The following is a 15,547-nucleotide window of genomic DNA, read 5'->3' as shown; positions in this document are numbered from 1 at the left end:
CTATAAAATATCGAAAATTATCAAACTTTAGGCAAGTTATTTTTGGATAATGTTACACGATTCCGTCCGTTTTGCTTGGATTCGTATAAAGCCTTGTCTGCCCTGTCTACTATAGTCTTTGCCGATTCAAGATCAAAGTTATAACTTGATACCCCTATAGAAATAGTTACATTAATTTTTTTACCGTCATACACAAAGGACTTCCCTTCTACAGACCTTCTTATTCTTTCGGCTACAGCCATAGCAGCATTCGACGGAGTATTGTTAAGCATTACTACAAATTCTTCGCCGCCATACCTTGCAGCCGTATCTGCATTCCTTGTACATGATTTTATTATTTTTGCAACTTCTTCTAAAACAATATCTCCGGCAGCATGACCATAGGTATCGTTTATATTCTTAAAAAAGTCTATATCAATCATCAAAATTGAAAGAGTTTCTTTTTTTTCGCCTGAAGAATTTATAGTATAGAGGCGCTCCATCAGCAGAGTAAAAAAGTAATGTTTCAGTTTTAGGTGAGTCATTATGTCGGTTGTAGTCATTTCTAAAAGCTGAGAATTGTTTATGGCTATAGCAGCTAAGGAAGCTATGTTTTCTATAATGTTTTTTTCATAATCCGTAAATTGATGAGCACTTTCCATTTTCTCGCCTAAAAGCAAAAAGCCTATCATTCTATTTTTTGCTTTTAGGGGTACAAAAAAAGAAGGGTTAAGGCTGAATAAGTCTTTTACTATCTTATCGGTTTTTATGTTCTTACTTATCTCATCGGGAGTGCATCCCGAATCCGATTTATCCAAAAAATTTATAAGCGGATGATCTACATTTATAGAGTATTGCGCATCGCGGATTATATCAAAACCGTAATGGTCCCTATTTAATACAAAACTACTATCATCAAAGGATTTTTTTGTAAAAATTGCAGCTCCAAGGGTTTTTAGCTGAGCCATAACTATATATAATATCGCTTCAATAAGACGGTCAAATTCCAAAACCGAATTTAAACTTTTTGAAATTTGTAACAGTTGTTTTAAATCAAATATTTCTTTTTCTTGATGAGAAATTTTATCGGAATATTTTTTATTATTGCATGAATGCAATGCCTTTTTTAATAATTTTTCATTTGGACTGGTTTTCATAATTTTTACCTGCCTTTTCATTTAGCTCCGATATATCGATAACAACATACTTTTTTAAAAGTTCGATCATTTTTTCAAAATTCTCCATTCCATTTGCAAAAACAGCGAATCTTTCTTTATTTTTTGTGGAATTTATCATTGCCGTTATATTATGTACATTTTCGGGAACCGGCCGATACGTATCCTTTATTATTAACTTACAAAATTTAAGAAGGTCCAAATAGTGCTTGCCTGAGTCTTCTAAAAATTTCTTTGCACGAAGGTTAATCTCGTCGATAATTTTTGATAAAGGTCTTTCAAAATCACCGCCGGCCTCAATTCTTGTTAAATAGCCTCTTATAAGCTCTATAGAAGACTCATTCTTACCATACATTACTTTTTCCAGTTCATCTATTTTGTCTGCAACAGCCGAGCAGTAATAATAGTTTGCCGCAAAGTCGGACTTCATTTTTTTGTCTTCAAAAAGCCCCTCTACTAAAAGTTCCCTCAAAAAAGGCTCTATCGAAGGCTGAAAGAAATTTTTTGTATATGTTTTTACAATTTCCAAGGGTTTTATCCAATCTAATGAAAGGCCTGTTAAAGCTTGAATTTTGCTGTTCAAGTCTTCGTTATAGACATCCAGCTTGATGATTTCAATATCTCCAAATAAACCGCTGATAAGCGATGACATTTGGGCATCCTGCCTTAGTTTAAGTATTTTTTTTGTATCTGCACTAAAATTCGCAGTAAAACGGGCTTTGTACTCTTCTATTTCAGAAAAAACACGAGGCGCCTTTGTTTTATCTTCAAACTTTGGATCTTTTTTAATCAATTTCGCAATATTTTTTAGCGTATCCTTACCCAGACTATTTTCGAGCTTTGAAAAAAAGTTCTTTAAATTCTTTTTTATATAAACCTCATCAAGCTGCTTATCTTGTGGAAGGGCGGAATTTAAAAACAAGATTCCATCCACCAACTGTTCATCTACAGATATATTCCGAATAAGATAATCCAAATCAAGAATCTCTTGAATAATAGTCATCCCATCTACATTTTCAAAGTTATAATGATCTCTCACAGAGTCCGTATTTACAATCGTATTAAAACCGGGATCAAAATAAGCAAAAAAAGTATTAAATTGAAAACTGCAAAAATCAAAAAATGCAAACAGTTTATTTATTTTAGCATCTACGGCCCTAAAAACAGGATCAGTCAAGGAAAATATAAGCTCATCGAATTCGTTTGTTTGATCTTTAAGTTTTTGGTCAAAATCCTCCCTCATCAGATCCGAAATCTTTTCCATCCGGCTGCTAAAAGATAGGTTTTCCTTTAGAATCTTTTGATTATCCGAAAATGAAGACTCTACCAGCTTATCTAAAAAAACGCCTGAAAGCCTGATATCATTGGAACAGATGGTCTCTTGTAAAATATGTTTAAGGGGCAAGCTTATCCTATAAATCTCATAGATAATTATCGGTAAGCCTGCTAAAACGGTATTATCATTACGATATACAGGGTACTTACACCGCTTTAGTTCCTGAACAATATTGCGCAAGGCATTTTGGGAGCTTATCTCTTCTTCACTCAAGTAAAATAATGAATAGAAGAATTCTTTTATATACCTAATTAAATTGGATAAAACTAACACTTTCTATATTATCAAAAATTACTCTTATTTTCAAGATAGCTATCTAATTCTTCTATAAAGTTTAAATTATCCATTAGTTAAGATTCAGATCTTCAACTGATAGAATATTTTATTACACCATTAGCTCTTTGCTGTCATCAAATTTTGGAGGTATTATTAATTATGAGTTATGATTATGCATCTATTTTAGCTAAAAATATAAGAAGGATTCGGCATAAATTGGAAATCTCACAGATGGAATTAGCTCTCAGGGCAGATGTGTCAATCGCATTTATCAATGCAATCGAAAACAAACAAAAATGGGTGTCCGCCGCAACCTTATCAAAAATAACAGATGCACTCAATACTACTCCTTATGAACTATTTCTTACAGATGATATCAGTCAAGAAGACTTAACGATAATAGCAGGGCGCCATAATGAGCTTATAAAAGATTTGAATAAGTTATTAAAAAAATATATTTCCGGCTGCTTTTAAGATGAGGCTTTAGATAAATATCAATAATTTTACTTTGTAAAGATAATAAAGAAAAATCAGTAACTTTTAGTTTGAAATTTAGTTATACTTCATCAAGAACAATACAGCATATCTATTTTAACTCAATTATATAGATTTATGCACAAATTTTAGCATCCGGTTGAAGGAGGGAGGCATGAGATTAAAGCAGAAAATTATTCTCTCAAATGCAATAGTATTTAGTGCTCTTATAATTATTTCCGTATTTCTCAACTTTTTTTATGCAGCAAATATTTTTTCAACAAATCTCAACAATAAGAATAAATTAAAGGCTAAACTTATAGCCCAAGAGATAGACGAATGGCTTATTGAAAAAAAAACCGTTATAGAGCAAACCATAGATACCCTGATTTATATGGACATTACCGATTATGAAAAATGTACCTCATTTTTGGCAAACTTGAATAGACTCAATCCTGAAACCGATTATGCGGTATTTTACGAAACAGGTGTTTTTGCAAACGGTCAAAATTGGGTTCCTCCGGCATTTTATGATCCTCGGAAAAGACCTTGGTACATTGAAGCAAAGAGCACCAAAGAAACAATCATAACCAACCCGTATCACAGCATAAGCTCAAGACCCGATACAATCGCCTTCTCGGTTATAAAGCAATTTACCACAAAAAGCGGAGTTGATGGAATATTTTTAGGAGAAATAAGGATAAACGAGCTTTTATCCCTTATAGAAAAATTTAAAAATGAAGACGGGGGTTATGCTTTTTTAATAGGAAAAGATTACCGCATATTATCTCATCCTAATGAAAAATATCAATTTAATCTTGATAATTTTACGGAGGTTTATAATATTGAGGGCGGTATAGATTTTATAGAACATATAGCCAAATTAAAAATAGACGACGGCTATAACAGAAGTTTACCCATAGTAAAAGATTATGACGGAGTTGAAAGGTCCTTTTACTTTGCGCAATCAGAAACTACCGGCTGGACGGTCGGCTTTACAATACCGGCATCGGATTTCTATCGTCCTATAAACGGTCTAAAAATTAGAGCAATATTATTTGCATGTATCTTTATTGTCTTCGTAAGTATTCTATCTTTCCTGATTGCAAAGAGAGTAGCTTCGCCCATAGAAACTATTACAAACAGACTTGAGAAAGCTGCAAAAAACAATGAGCTTCTTAAGTTTGATTTTTTAGATAGGCAAAATCACGAACTTGCAAGAATTGCAAAGAGTTTTAATTCCGTAGTGAGAAATGCAAAATGGAATCTTCAGGAGGGTGCAAATTTTACCCTAAATTCCAATACCCTGACTCAAAAAATAGATAACATAATTATAAATATGGATTCCGATGAAGAAGTCTATCTCTTATATTTGGATATAGATAAGTTTAAAACTATAAACCAGCTTTGGGGCTATTATGCAGGAAATGCCCTAATACAGCACATATATTCTATGATTTTAGCCCATATAAAATCATTTAATATTTCCGAAGACTCTTTTATGCATCTCATAGGGGACGAATTTTCAATCTTTTATTTTGGAAACGAGGAAGAAGTATGCAGGTTTACACAAACCCTTATAGATAAAATAAATAGTGAATACTTTACTTGGAACGAAAAAAAATTGACTATTTCCATAAGTGTCGGCATTGTAAATATTCCTAAAATACCTCAGAGCTCTCAAGAAATAATATCGAATGCATATGATGCTTGCTCTATAGCCTTTAGAAAAGGAGGAGGATGTTACGAACTTTTGTTGTCTTCAGGAATAGCAGGCTTCTCCAGAGGGAATATTTCGTTTTGGTTAAATACAATCCAAAAGGCTATTAAAGAAGATAGTTTTGTTTTATACGCACAGGCAATTATGCCTTTAAATGATTTTCTTCACCATCCCAAGTATGAAATTTTAATAAGGCTTAAAACTAATGATGATAATATTATTATGCCGGATGTCTTTATTCCTATAGCCGAAAGATATAATCTCATATATGAAGTAGATAAATGGGTTATAAGAAATGCTTTTGCCTTTTTTGCAGAAGCTACAAGTAAAGGGGACTTAAACGAAGATGCAATATTTTCAATTAATATTTCGGCAGACTCGTTTTTTTCAAATGACCTTGTAGAATTTATAGCTGAGAGCCGTAAAACATTGAATGTACCGGCTCATAACTTCTGCTTTGAAATAACGGAAAGCTGTGCGGTAAGAAACTTGGAAGCAACATCAACATTTGTTACCGAATTAAGAAAACAAGGATTCTCTTTTTCATTGGACGATTTTGGAAAAGGCTTTTCTTCTTTCCCTTATTTAAAAACGCTTCCCATAGATTACGTAAAAATTGACGGGTCTTTTATAAAGTCCATAGATAAAGACTACATAGATTTTTCTATGGTTAAGACCATGAGAGATATGTGCCACCACTTAGGTCTTTACACAATAGGCGAATATGCTGAGAACGAGAAAATAGTTTCAATCTTAAAAGATATAGGTGTCGATTACGGGCAGGGATATGCTTTTCAAAAGCCTATTCCTATCGCAGAAGCTATAAAGCTTCAAAACGATAGGAACGGATATAGATTTTAGTTCTTTTTTTCGCCCCATATTTCTTTAAAGGTATGGATTGTTCCGCAATATTGGCAGGCATATCTATTGTCTATAGTGCGGTAAAAAATGGCGGGGACGCCTTCGGATTGTGCCGGATGTGAAATACAGGCCTCGTTCTTGCAAATTAAGTCTTCAAAATTATAAATACGCGGAGGAAGGTGCGTCCTATACTTTGACTGAATTTTTCCGTCTTTTATTAGGTTAAGGGTGCAGCTCGAAGCAACGGCAGACAGCCTCTTTAAATCCGCCCTTGAAAACTTATACTCTCCCGGTCGGAAAATAATTCCCTTGAAAGTCCCCTTATCTTTTGTAGAAGTGGACACCCATTCGCCGCCCTTACCTTCTTCAAGTCCCATAACGTTGATAATCTTGGACATGTGATGTCTTATTACTGAGGGCTTATCTCCTCGGCAAATATGGTCAATAACTATTCCGTTTTGTATGGGGCGTACACCTTCGGAAAAGGTTTCAACCTTGCTTTCTTTGGAATTATTTATGGGAACTTCAACTATGTAGTCTTCATCTTCGACACGTTCACAAGATTTAGGTTCAGGCCCCTTATAGTCATTACCTATTTTACCTGCAATCATCGAAAGAAGAACCATTCTTACGTACATTCCGTTTATGGACTGTCTTTCCCAACCGTTAAGGGGGGTTGCATCCAAAAAAGTGGGAATAGTCGGATGTACGCGGTGTCTTGGAAGGGGATGATAGAAGCGGGTATTTTCGGGAAGTTTTTCGATAAATTCTTTTCGGAAAGTTATGGAGCGGCGGAGCTCGTCTTGCTTTTTTAAAACCTGCTCACCCATTCTTTCAAGCTGGGGGCGGGTAAAGTACCAAATAAGCGCTACATCGGCTTGTCTCAGATATTCCTCTATCGAAGAAAATTCCCTTACGGTAAAGCCGTTTTCCTGCATCCTGACCTTGTAATATTCAGGCATAGCAAGTTCGGCAGGAGCTATAAGGTCAACCTTTACGGACTTAAAGATTTTAAGACCGTCGGCCTTTGAGTGTACAGTTCTTCCGTGGTACAAGTCACCTACTAAGGCTATGTGAATCTTGTCGAATGACCAGTTATTATCTTCGATAAAGGTAAATTCGTCAAGCAGCTCCTGAGTAGGATGCTCATGCTTTCCGTCTCCGGCGTTTATAAAGGCAGGCTTTCTTTTTAAGTTATTTCTTTGATAAAAGGCTTGAGCCTCATCTTCAAGCCAGCGGCATACCCCCTCTACCTTGCTGCGTACGATAAAAATGCTGTTTTGATATCCGGCAAGAGTATTAAAGGTGTCGGCATAGCTTTCTCCCTTGTTAAAAGAGGAAGATTCAGCGGCTAAATCGCTTAATTTTACCTGATGAAATTTGGCTGCATTTCTAAATGATTCCTTTGTGCGGGTACTGGGTTCCAAAAAAACCTCATAAATACCGAAATCTTTGTCGTTAATTCTAAATTCATCCATAACCTTCTGATCATCTTCTTGAATGGCTTTTTTTAAGCGCTTTGTCTTGTCAAAAAGGTATTTTCTTTCATCGATCGATAAGTCATCGATAACCGTCAATGAACGCCCCATAAATTTGTTTTCCATTTTAAACTCCTGTTAAAACAAAAATGCAAAAAAAAACATCGGAAAAACCGATGTTATCAAAATAAACGAGGGAGGCAAAATTTGCAGCTTATAGTAATTAAGGAATAAATCATCTTGGCCCCTCCATGAAGATATAGACTTAATGCCTCATATCTAAAAGGATTTTATCAAAAAATAAAAAAGCTGTCAATAGACTTTTTTTATTGATTTTTATTTTACCCCATCTAGTAAAAAATCTTATATTATGATAAAAGAGTGCCGATTATAAAATACCACTATATTAGGAGTCTTAGATGGATATAATTTGGGTATGCGGCATTGTAGCCGCAGCGTTGTTACTCATGTATGGAATCAGATACATGAAAAAACTTAACATGAGCTTTAATGTACGCGTAGTTACAGCTCTTGTTGTAGGTATCATCTTTGGGGCAATACTACAGCTTACCGTTAAAGATTCGGCTCTGATAAAAAAGGCTATGAGCTGGATTACTTTAGTAGGAAGCGGTTATGTAAGATTGCTTAGAATGATTGTTTATCCTCTAATCATTGTAAGCATTACAAAATCAATTGCTACACAAAAACAAAACATCGGAAAAGCAGCCGGAAGAATTTTAGCTGTTCTTGTAATCACTGTTGCAATCGCAGCACTTGTGGGAGCTCTTACAACTTCTGCGTTCGGCTTATCGGCAGAAAATCTTACAGCCGGTGAAAGTGAAATTGCAAGAGGAAAGGCAATGGAAGGTAGACTTCATGACTTCGAAGCAAAACCTATTCAGCAGCAAATTCTTGAAATCATCCCAACCAATCCTTTCTACGCATTTTCAGGTCAAGGCTCAAATGCAACCTTAGCTACGGTTTTCTTCTCGGCAATGCTTGGCTTTGCAGCCTTATTCTTAAAAAGAAGCAATCCCGACAGTGCAGACGTATTTATTAAATGGCTTAATTCTTGCTCCGATGTAGTAATGAGGCTTGTACGAATGGTTCTCCGCATTACGCCTTACGGAGTTTTAGCTCTTATGATTAATATCACCTCAACCTCAAATTTCTCTGAAATTTTAAGGCTTATCGGATTTATAGGAGCAAGCTATATTGCAATTATCATAATGTTTGTTGTACACGGATTATACTTGCTTACAGCAGGATTAAACCCCATAACCTTCTTTAAGAAAAGTGTTTCAAACCTTATGTTTGCATTTACATCAAGGTCTTCCGCAGGCACTCTTCCTCTGACTGTTTCAAACCAAGTAAACAACTTAGGAGTTCCGGAAGGTATCGCTAACCTTGCCGGAAGTTTGGGTACAAGTATCGGACAAAACGGTTGTGCAGGAATTTATCCCGCAATGTTGGCTGTTATGATTGCACCCACTTTAGGAATCAATCCATTGGCACCCGTCTTCCTTGTAAAGCTTATCGTAATTACAGCCTTGGGCAGTTTCGGAATCGTTGGTGTAGGAGGCGGAGCAACATTTGCAGCAATCATAGTTCTATCCTCAATGGGACTTCCGATAACTCTTGCCGGTCTTCTTGTTGCTATTGAACCCCTCATCGACATGGGACGAACAGCCTTAAACGTAAGCGATTCTCTTCTTTCAGGCGTAATTGCAGCAAAAAGAACAGGCGAGTTGGATGAGGCAATTTATAACAGAAAAGAAATCATTGTTGAATAAGGAGTGATTTATGACAATAAATATTGATGACAAAGTTTTGGATTATTTAAAAAAAATCGATTCTAAAGCCATAACTATTGACCTTATAGGCTGCGCTTCCTGAGGCGTGGGAGAACCCCAGCCGGTCGTGTCACCGGTAGAGCCCAAAAAAGATAAGGAAGAATTCAAATTGGTAAAGTCGGGAGATATTGATGTTTATGTAAAAAATAAAATCAATGCATCAAACGATACTCTTTTTGTAAAATACAAGAAAGTGCTATTCTCCGAAAAACTAATCGTCGAAGGTATCGTCTTTTAAAGAATTTACCGAGAACTAATTAAAGCGGCAGAAAGATCTTGCGGTCTCTGCCGCTTTTTTTATTTTTCTAAGATTCCGCAAATAAAACTTGACAAATTTCAGCCTCTATGTTAACATGGTGGTGGTAAGACCACAAGTCTTACAAAATATCTGGAGTATGTTATGGAACCGGAGGAACAGAGTTTAAAAAAAGAAAAAATCGCATCGATTATTCAAGATGAAATTTTAACCGGCTTATTTTCAGCCGGAGAATATCTTCCTTCTGAAAGAGATCTTGCAGAGCGCTTTGATGTATCAAGGCCTGTAGTACATGAAGCTCTGCTGATTCTTCAATCCAAGGGGCTCATAACAATGCGTCCGCGTCACGGATGCATTGTAAACGACCTTAGTTCCTCCATATCGATGAGGCTTTTAACCGAGCTTTATCGGAACAAACAGATATCGGAACCCGAAAAGATTGAAGCCGGCCTTGTTGAATTTAGGCAGCTTATTTTAACTCACATTATAAAAAAACTTACAAACCGAATTTCAAAATTATCGGTAAAAGAACGCTTCCATTTTTTTCTACCTTTAAAAAATAAAATACACTTTTCTCAACCTGAGAATATTGAAATTTCAGCGATAGAAGACTTTGAATTTTACCGTACCTTAATAGATTTATCGGACAATCCTATTTTTCTACTAAGCTTTGAAACTGCAGAAGAAATTTATAAGCACCAATTTAAACAATTTTTATGTGAAAATCTCTCCTATGCAGATAGTATCCCTGAATACAAACAGCTTTTTTTTAATGCCCTCATCGAGGCGGACGAAGAAGATTCCATAAAAATAATGATAAAATTAACTCAGCCCGAGACATATAGGGATACGGATCTATGCAGCAAAAAGAAGATTTTAATAAAAAGCTCTTAAGTTTACAAAAAAAATTAAAACGGCTTAATCTCAGCGAAAAGGTTAAAATTTCCCTTGATATAAAATCCGTTGTTTTAGAAGGCGATGTTTCTTCAATGGAAGAAAGAATGGACGCAGGTTATGCGGCTGCCCGCTGCGGTTTTAAGGGGGTTGTAAACGATTTAACTATAAACGGCCGGGGCGAAGAACCTATGCATTTGCCCAAAATCAAGGATTCTCTTTTAGAGGGCAGGGATTTTGATGCGGTAATTATAGGCGGAGGAGTAATAGGCTGTTCTATTGCCCGCGAACTATCCCGCTACGATTTAAAAATAGCCCTTTTTGAAAAAGAAAGCGATGTTGCGATGCAGGCTTCGGGACACAATGACGGAATGATTCATCCGGGCTTTGCAGATAATCCTAAAAAAATAAAGGGAAAGCTTAACACCCGCGGGAATAGAATGTACACAAAGGTTTCAGAAGAGCTGGGCTTTGAAATAAACCGCTGCGGAAGTTTTTTTCTTTTTCACCATCCTATTTTAAAATTGCTCACTCCCCTAATGAAAAGAAGATGCCGCCTCAACATGGCGGACGGAGATTACGGCTACCGCTCCCGAGAAGCAGTAAAAAAAATAGACCCATTTATGACCGATAAAAACTACGGCGGCTTTTGGCTTCCCTCGGCGGGAGTCGCTTCGCCCATGAAGGTTACTATTTGTTATGCAGAAAATGCTTGCGAAAACGGAGCCGAGTTCTTTTTTAACACTGCCCTTATCGGCATCAAAAAAGAAGGAAGAGCTATTACCGAACTTATAACCAACCGCGGCATTTGCCGGACAAAACTTCTTATAAATGCCGCCGGGGTTTGGGCCGACAAGGTTGCAGGCCTTGCAGGCGACAGATTTTTTTCGATACATGCACGCAAGGGAACGGATGCTATTCTCGATAAGAAACTAAACGGTTTACAAAAAACAAGCTCCGCCATGCCGAGTCTTTTAAGGCTGCGCAAGGGGCACTCAAAGGGAGGCGGCATCATGCCCTGCGTTGAAGGCAATCTTTTAATAGGCCCTAATGCCGTAGAAGTTATGGATAGGGAGGACTTTTCTACAAAACCTGAAGCCCTTGAAGAAATAAAAAAACACTTAAAGCTTAATTCAAAAGTTTCGCCTTCAGACATAATAACCTACTACAGCGGAACAAGGGCCTGCACATGGGAAGAAGATTTTATCGTCGAAGCTTCAGAGCGAGTCGATAACTTGGTACACGCTGCAGGAATTCAGTCCCCGGGCTTTGCTTCCGCTCCGGCCATTGCGGAGGACATCGTAAAGATTTCCGTTTCAATTTTAAAGAAAAAAATAGATGTAAGTTTAAAAGAAAATTTTTCACCCGTCCGAAAGGCTATGAAACCCGTTTCCGAAATGGAAACTAATGAAAGGCAGGCTCTAATCGAAAAAAATCCCCAATACGGAAAAATCATCTGCCGCTGCGAACAGGTCAGCGAAGGCGAAATAAGGGATGCGGTCAACAATCCCCTAAATGTATTTACCCTTGATGCCGTTAAAAGAAGAGTAAGAGCCGGAGCCGGCAGATGTCATGGAGGCTTTTGTACTCCCCATATTTTAAAAATTATTGCGGAAGAAAAAGGCATCCCGATAGAAAAGCTTACAAAGAAGGGCGAGGGTTCCGAGATTGTTCAGCCGATAGAAAAGTTTGAAGCCTTTAGCGGAGGCGAAAAATGAAACCACTTGCATTTACCGATTATGATGTTATCGTTATAGGCGGAGGCCCTGCAGGAATGTCCGCGGCTCTGGCTGCCTCAGAAAAAAATCCTAAACTGAAAATTGCCCTTATCGAAAGAGAGGGGCAGATAGGCGGCATCTTAAAACAGTGCATTCATGACGGCTTCGGTCTAATCCGTTTTAAAGAGCGATTAACCGGACCCGAATATGCGTGGCGGTATAAAGAAATGGCAGAAGCAAAAGAAAATATAGATATTTTTCTTTTTACCTTTTTAACCAAGCTAAAAAAAGAAAATGATTTATTCTGCATGGAATTTACAAATCCTGAATACGGAATTTTTGAGCTAAAGGCAAAGAGTCTTGTTGCAGCTATGGGCTGCCGCGAAAGAACAGACAGGCAGGTAAACATTCACGGGGAAAGGCCCGCAGGTATTTTTACGGCAGGACAGGCACAAGCCCTCATAAACCTGCACGGGTTTATGCCCGGGAAAAAATGCGTAATCTTAGGTTCGGGAGACATAGGCCTTATAATGGCCCGCCGCCTCACTCTTGAGGGGGCTCATGTAGAGGGGGTATACGAAATTAAGCCCACACCCTCAGGCCTCAGCCGAAATATCGTGCAATGCCTTGACGACTACGGCATTCCTCTCCATCTATCCGCGACGGTTACCGAAGTTGAGGGCAGGGAAAGGGTAGAAGCTGTAAAAATTGCCCAAATAGATAAAAACATGAAGCAGCCGATTGGAGGAACCGAAAAAAGAATCCTCTGCGATACCCTGATTTTAAGCGTAGGCCTTATCCCAGAGAACGATATACTGTCAAGCTTAAATGTTCCTATAGACGGAAGAACAAAGGGTCCCATCGTTGACCAGTTTATGCACACGGAAGCTGCGGGGCTCTTTTCTTGCGGAAATGCCCTGCATGTAAACGACCTTGTCGATTATGTTTCCGAGTCGGGAGAAATCGCAGGAGAAGCAGCCGCCGATTTTGCTTTAAAGATGAGGACCGGGGCTGAAAAACTTTTATCGTTAAAGATAAGTGCAAAGACTAAAAAACTTTTGCCTTTAAATATCATCGGAAAAATTCTCTATGTTGTTCCGCAAAAAATCGACACTGAAGCAGAGGGCTCTATTATCTTTTATTTTAGAGCCGCAGAAGAAATACAAAACACTCGCCTAAGTTTAAAAGCAGACGGCAAAACCGTCTTTGAACGAAAATACGAAGAGCTTAAACCTCCTGAAATGGAACGCTTTATTTTACCTTGCGAAAAATTAAGAGGAGCCGAAAAGCTTGAAATAGTTTTAAGCGAATCTCCACAAAAAGGCATCGAAACTTCATCGGAAAAAAAGGAGGCCGATAATGGAAACTAAAAGCCTTATCTGTACAGCCTGCCCCAGAGGCTGCCGCTTGAGCGTAAAAATCGAAAATGAAAACATCAGCGTTTCCGGGAATAAATGCCCCAAGGGCCTTTCCTACGGAAAATCGGAAGCCGTCTGCCCGATGAGAATTCTTACAAGCACGATAGCCTCTTCAGTGGAAGGCTTCCCTAGACTCCCCGTAAAAACAAGCGTAGAAGTTCCCTTAAAAAACTTTTCAGAATACATGCATCTTATCCGCAAGCTTAAAGCGGAAACTTCAAAAAGGCCCGGCGACATAATCGTAAAAAATTTTGCCGAAAGCGGGGCAGATTTAATCGCAGCAGGAGGCTCCCTATGAAAACCATCTTAACGGTCGATTGCGGAACCCAAAGTTTGCGTACAATGCTCTTTGACTTAAAGGGAAATATCTTGGCGGCAAACCGCATTCCATATAAACCTCATACAAGCCCTCAACCTGCATGGGCCGAACAAGATGTAAAAGTTTACTGGAATGCTCTAAAAGAAGGCCTTGCCGGTCTTAAAGAAAAAGAGCCTCTTCACTTTGAAAATATTGCCGGAATGGGCGTATCTTCAATGAGGGTTACAACGGTTCTTGTCGGCAAGGACGGAAATGTGCTGAGGCCTGCAATCGTATGGCTCGACAACAGAACAGCCAGAGGCCCCTATCATCCCAACCGCCTTATACGCACGGCCTTTCATGCTGCGGGAGTTTATGATTCTATAGTTACAGTTCAGTCAAATTGTAAGATAAACTGGTTTAGAGAAAACGAACCTGAAATCTGGGACAAAACATGGAAGATGTTTTTTCTTTCAGGTTGGTTTATTTATAAACTGACAGGAAAGGCTTGCGATGCCGTTTCTTCGATGGTAGGCTACATTCCTTTTGTAAACCGAAAAAGAACATGGGCAAAAAAATATTCGATTGAAGAAACTCTCATGCCCTTAGAAAACGAAAAAAGGCATGACCTTATAGAAAGCGGAAAAATAATCGGCACTTTAACGGACGAAGTTTCAAAAGAATTGGGACTCCCGCAAGGCATTCCCCTTGTTGCCTGCGGAAGCGACAAGGCTTGCGAAACCATAGGGGCAGGCGTAACAGATTCTTCCATGGCTTCTTTAAGTTTCGGTACAACGGCCACAATCGAAGTCTGCTCAAAAAAATACTTTGAATATAAAAAACTCTTTCCTGCCTACTGCGGCATTCTCCCCGATACATGGCTTTCGGAATTGGAAATATTCCGAGGTTATTGGATGATAAGCTGGTTTAAAGAAGAATTGGGCAAGGAAGAATGTAAGGCAGCCGAATCTAAGGGCATCATCCCTGAAGTTATTTTGGATAAACTTTTACATGCCTCGCCTCCGGGCGGAAGGGGCCTCATGCTACAGCCTTATTGGGGAGCGAGTATCTTTGACCGATATGCAAAAGGGAGCATCATAGGCTTCGGCGATGTGCACGGAAGAGAAGACTTATACAGGGCTATAATCGAAGGCCTTGCCTACTCCTTGCGTGAAGGTTTGGAATTAATCGAAGCAAAAGGAAATTTAAGATGCGAAAAAGTTGCAGCCTCAGGGGGAGCCTCTCAAAGCAATGCAATCTGTCAAATTACCGCAGACATTTTAAACCGTCCCCTTGTACGGGGAAAAACACCGGAAGCTTCTTCCCTAGGAGCCGCAATCATAACCGCTGCAGGAATCGGAGAGTATGCTTCAATCAAAGATGCCGTAAAGGAAATGGTTTTATACGAAAAGGAATTTACACCGAACCCTGAACACCGCACCCTTTATGACGGCCTTTTCAGCGTATACAAAAAAATATATCCTGCACTAAAAGATATTTATAAGGATATACAAAGAGTAACAAATTATCCCGAAACAAAAAAGATGAACGGGTAAGAAAGAAATTTTCCCTTGACAGCTCCGCTCTTTTACCCTATAATATTGACCATGATACAACACGGTATTTTATTAGAAAAAAAGTTGGACTTTTATTCAAAAACTACTAGACAAAATAAAAAAAATATGTATACTACCCCCCCCCCCGAATTTTTTGGACAGCGGACAATTACTGCGTTACTGCGAAAAAATTAATCCTCAACGTATCAGAAGCGGCACGGATACCGCCGGTTCCAAGCTGCAGCAAGTTTTTCT

12 protein-coding genes are annotated in these 15,547 nt (G+C 38.3%); 9 read left to right on the top strand and 3 right to left on the bottom strand.

The features are described from left to right. Window positions 1-20: 20 nt before the first annotated feature. Together dgcA and HGJ18_RS12140 are read right to left on the bottom strand one after the other, a co-directional pair. Complete coding sequence (gene dgcA / locus HGJ18_RS12145) at window positions 21-1,157, bottom strand: diguanylate cyclase DgcA (protein ID WP_366793175.1); 1,137 nt, start codon at window positions 1,155-1,157, stop codon at window positions 21-23. Next, window positions 1,117-2,763 (bottom strand): DUF5312 family protein, encoded by a 1,647-nt coding sequence (locus tag HGJ18_RS12140; protein WP_366793173.1) that lies wholly within the window; start codon window positions 2,761-2,763, stop codon window positions 1,117-1,119. Before HGJ18_RS12140 ends, dgcA begins: the two co-directional genes overlap by 41 nt. Window positions 2,764-2,925: 162 nt before the next feature. Here HGJ18_RS12140 and HGJ18_RS12135 point away from each other — a divergent pair, with 162 nt between their 5' ends. Continuing rightward, window positions 2,926-3,240 (top strand): helix-turn-helix domain-containing protein, encoded by a 315-nt coding sequence (locus HGJ18_RS12135; protein ID WP_253696803.1) that lies wholly within the window; start codon window positions 2,926-2,928, stop codon window positions 3,238-3,240. A gap of 175 nt (window positions 3,241-3,415) precedes the next feature. Next, window positions 3,416-5,821, top strand: a complete 2,406-nt coding sequence (locus HGJ18_RS12130; protein ID WP_253696801.1) for an EAL domain-containing protein — start codon at window positions 3,416-3,418, stop codon at window positions 5,819-5,821. Here HGJ18_RS12130 and HGJ18_RS12125 read toward each other — a convergent pair. Beyond that, window positions 5,818-7,425 (bottom strand): bifunctional aspartate carbamoyltransferase catalytic subunit/aspartate carbamoyltransferase regulatory subunit, encoded by a 1,608-nt coding sequence (locus HGJ18_RS12125; RefSeq protein WP_253696799.1) that lies wholly within the window; start codon window positions 7,423-7,425, stop codon window positions 5,818-5,820. The genes HGJ18_RS12130 and HGJ18_RS12125 overlap by 4 nt on opposite strands. 293 nt (window positions 7,426-7,718) lie before the next feature. On the opposite strand from HGJ18_RS12125, the gene HGJ18_RS12120 reads away from it, so the two are divergent. The 7 genes from HGJ18_RS12120 (at window position 7,719) to HGJ18_RS12090 (ending at window position 15,292) form a co-directional block, all read left to right on the top strand. After that, window positions 7,719-9,092, top strand: a complete 1,374-nt coding sequence (locus HGJ18_RS12120) for an L-cystine transporter (protein ID WP_253696798.1) — start codon at window positions 7,719-7,721, stop codon at window positions 9,090-9,092. A gap of 10 nt (window positions 9,093-9,102) precedes the next feature. Then, window positions 9,103-9,390, top strand: coding sequence for a CC/Se motif family (seleno)protein (locus HGJ18_RS12905; protein WP_366793170.1), 288 nt, complete (start codon window positions 9,103-9,105; stop codon window positions 9,388-9,390). Between the two features lie 162 nt (window positions 9,391-9,552). Continuing rightward, on the top strand, window positions 9,553-10,302 hold the full coding sequence (locus HGJ18_RS12110) for a FadR/GntR family transcriptional regulator (RefSeq protein WP_253696796.1): 750 nt from the start codon (window positions 9,553-9,555) through the stop codon (window positions 10,300-10,302). Beyond that, a complete protein-coding gene (locus HGJ18_RS12105; RefSeq protein WP_253696792.1) occupies window positions 10,266-12,020 on the top strand; it encodes an NAD(P)/FAD-dependent oxidoreductase in 1,755 nt (584 codons plus the stop codon). The genes HGJ18_RS12110 and HGJ18_RS12105 overlap by 37 nt, the downstream gene beginning before the upstream one ends. Further along, window positions 12,017-13,390: an NAD(P)/FAD-dependent oxidoreductase gene (locus tag HGJ18_RS12100; RefSeq protein ID WP_253696791.1), complete on the top strand. Its 1,374-nt coding sequence runs from the start codon at window positions 12,017-12,019 to the stop codon at window positions 13,388-13,390. The genes HGJ18_RS12105 and HGJ18_RS12100 overlap by 4 nt, the downstream gene beginning before the upstream one ends. Further along, window positions 13,380-13,736 carry a DUF1667 domain-containing protein gene (locus HGJ18_RS12095; protein WP_253696789.1) on the top strand — a complete coding sequence of 119 codons (357 nt, stop codon included), beginning with the start codon at window positions 13,380-13,382 and terminating at the stop codon, window positions 13,734-13,736. Before HGJ18_RS12100 ends, HGJ18_RS12095 begins: the two co-directional genes overlap by 11 nt. Beyond that, window positions 13,733-15,292: an FGGY-family carbohydrate kinase gene (locus tag HGJ18_RS12090; protein WP_253696788.1), complete on the top strand. Its 1,560-nt coding sequence runs from the start codon at window positions 13,733-13,735 to the stop codon at window positions 15,290-15,292. The genes HGJ18_RS12095 and HGJ18_RS12090 overlap by 4 nt, the downstream gene beginning before the upstream one ends. Window positions 15,293-15,547: the final 255 nt, after the last annotated feature.

The organism is Treponema denticola (genome assembly GCF_024181405.1).
GTDB lineage: Bacteria > Spirochaetota > Spirochaetia > Treponematales > Treponemataceae > Treponema_B > Treponema_B denticola_D.
Note: the sequence above shows the minus strand (reverse complement) of the source record. Positions and strands in the feature narration are given on the sequence as shown.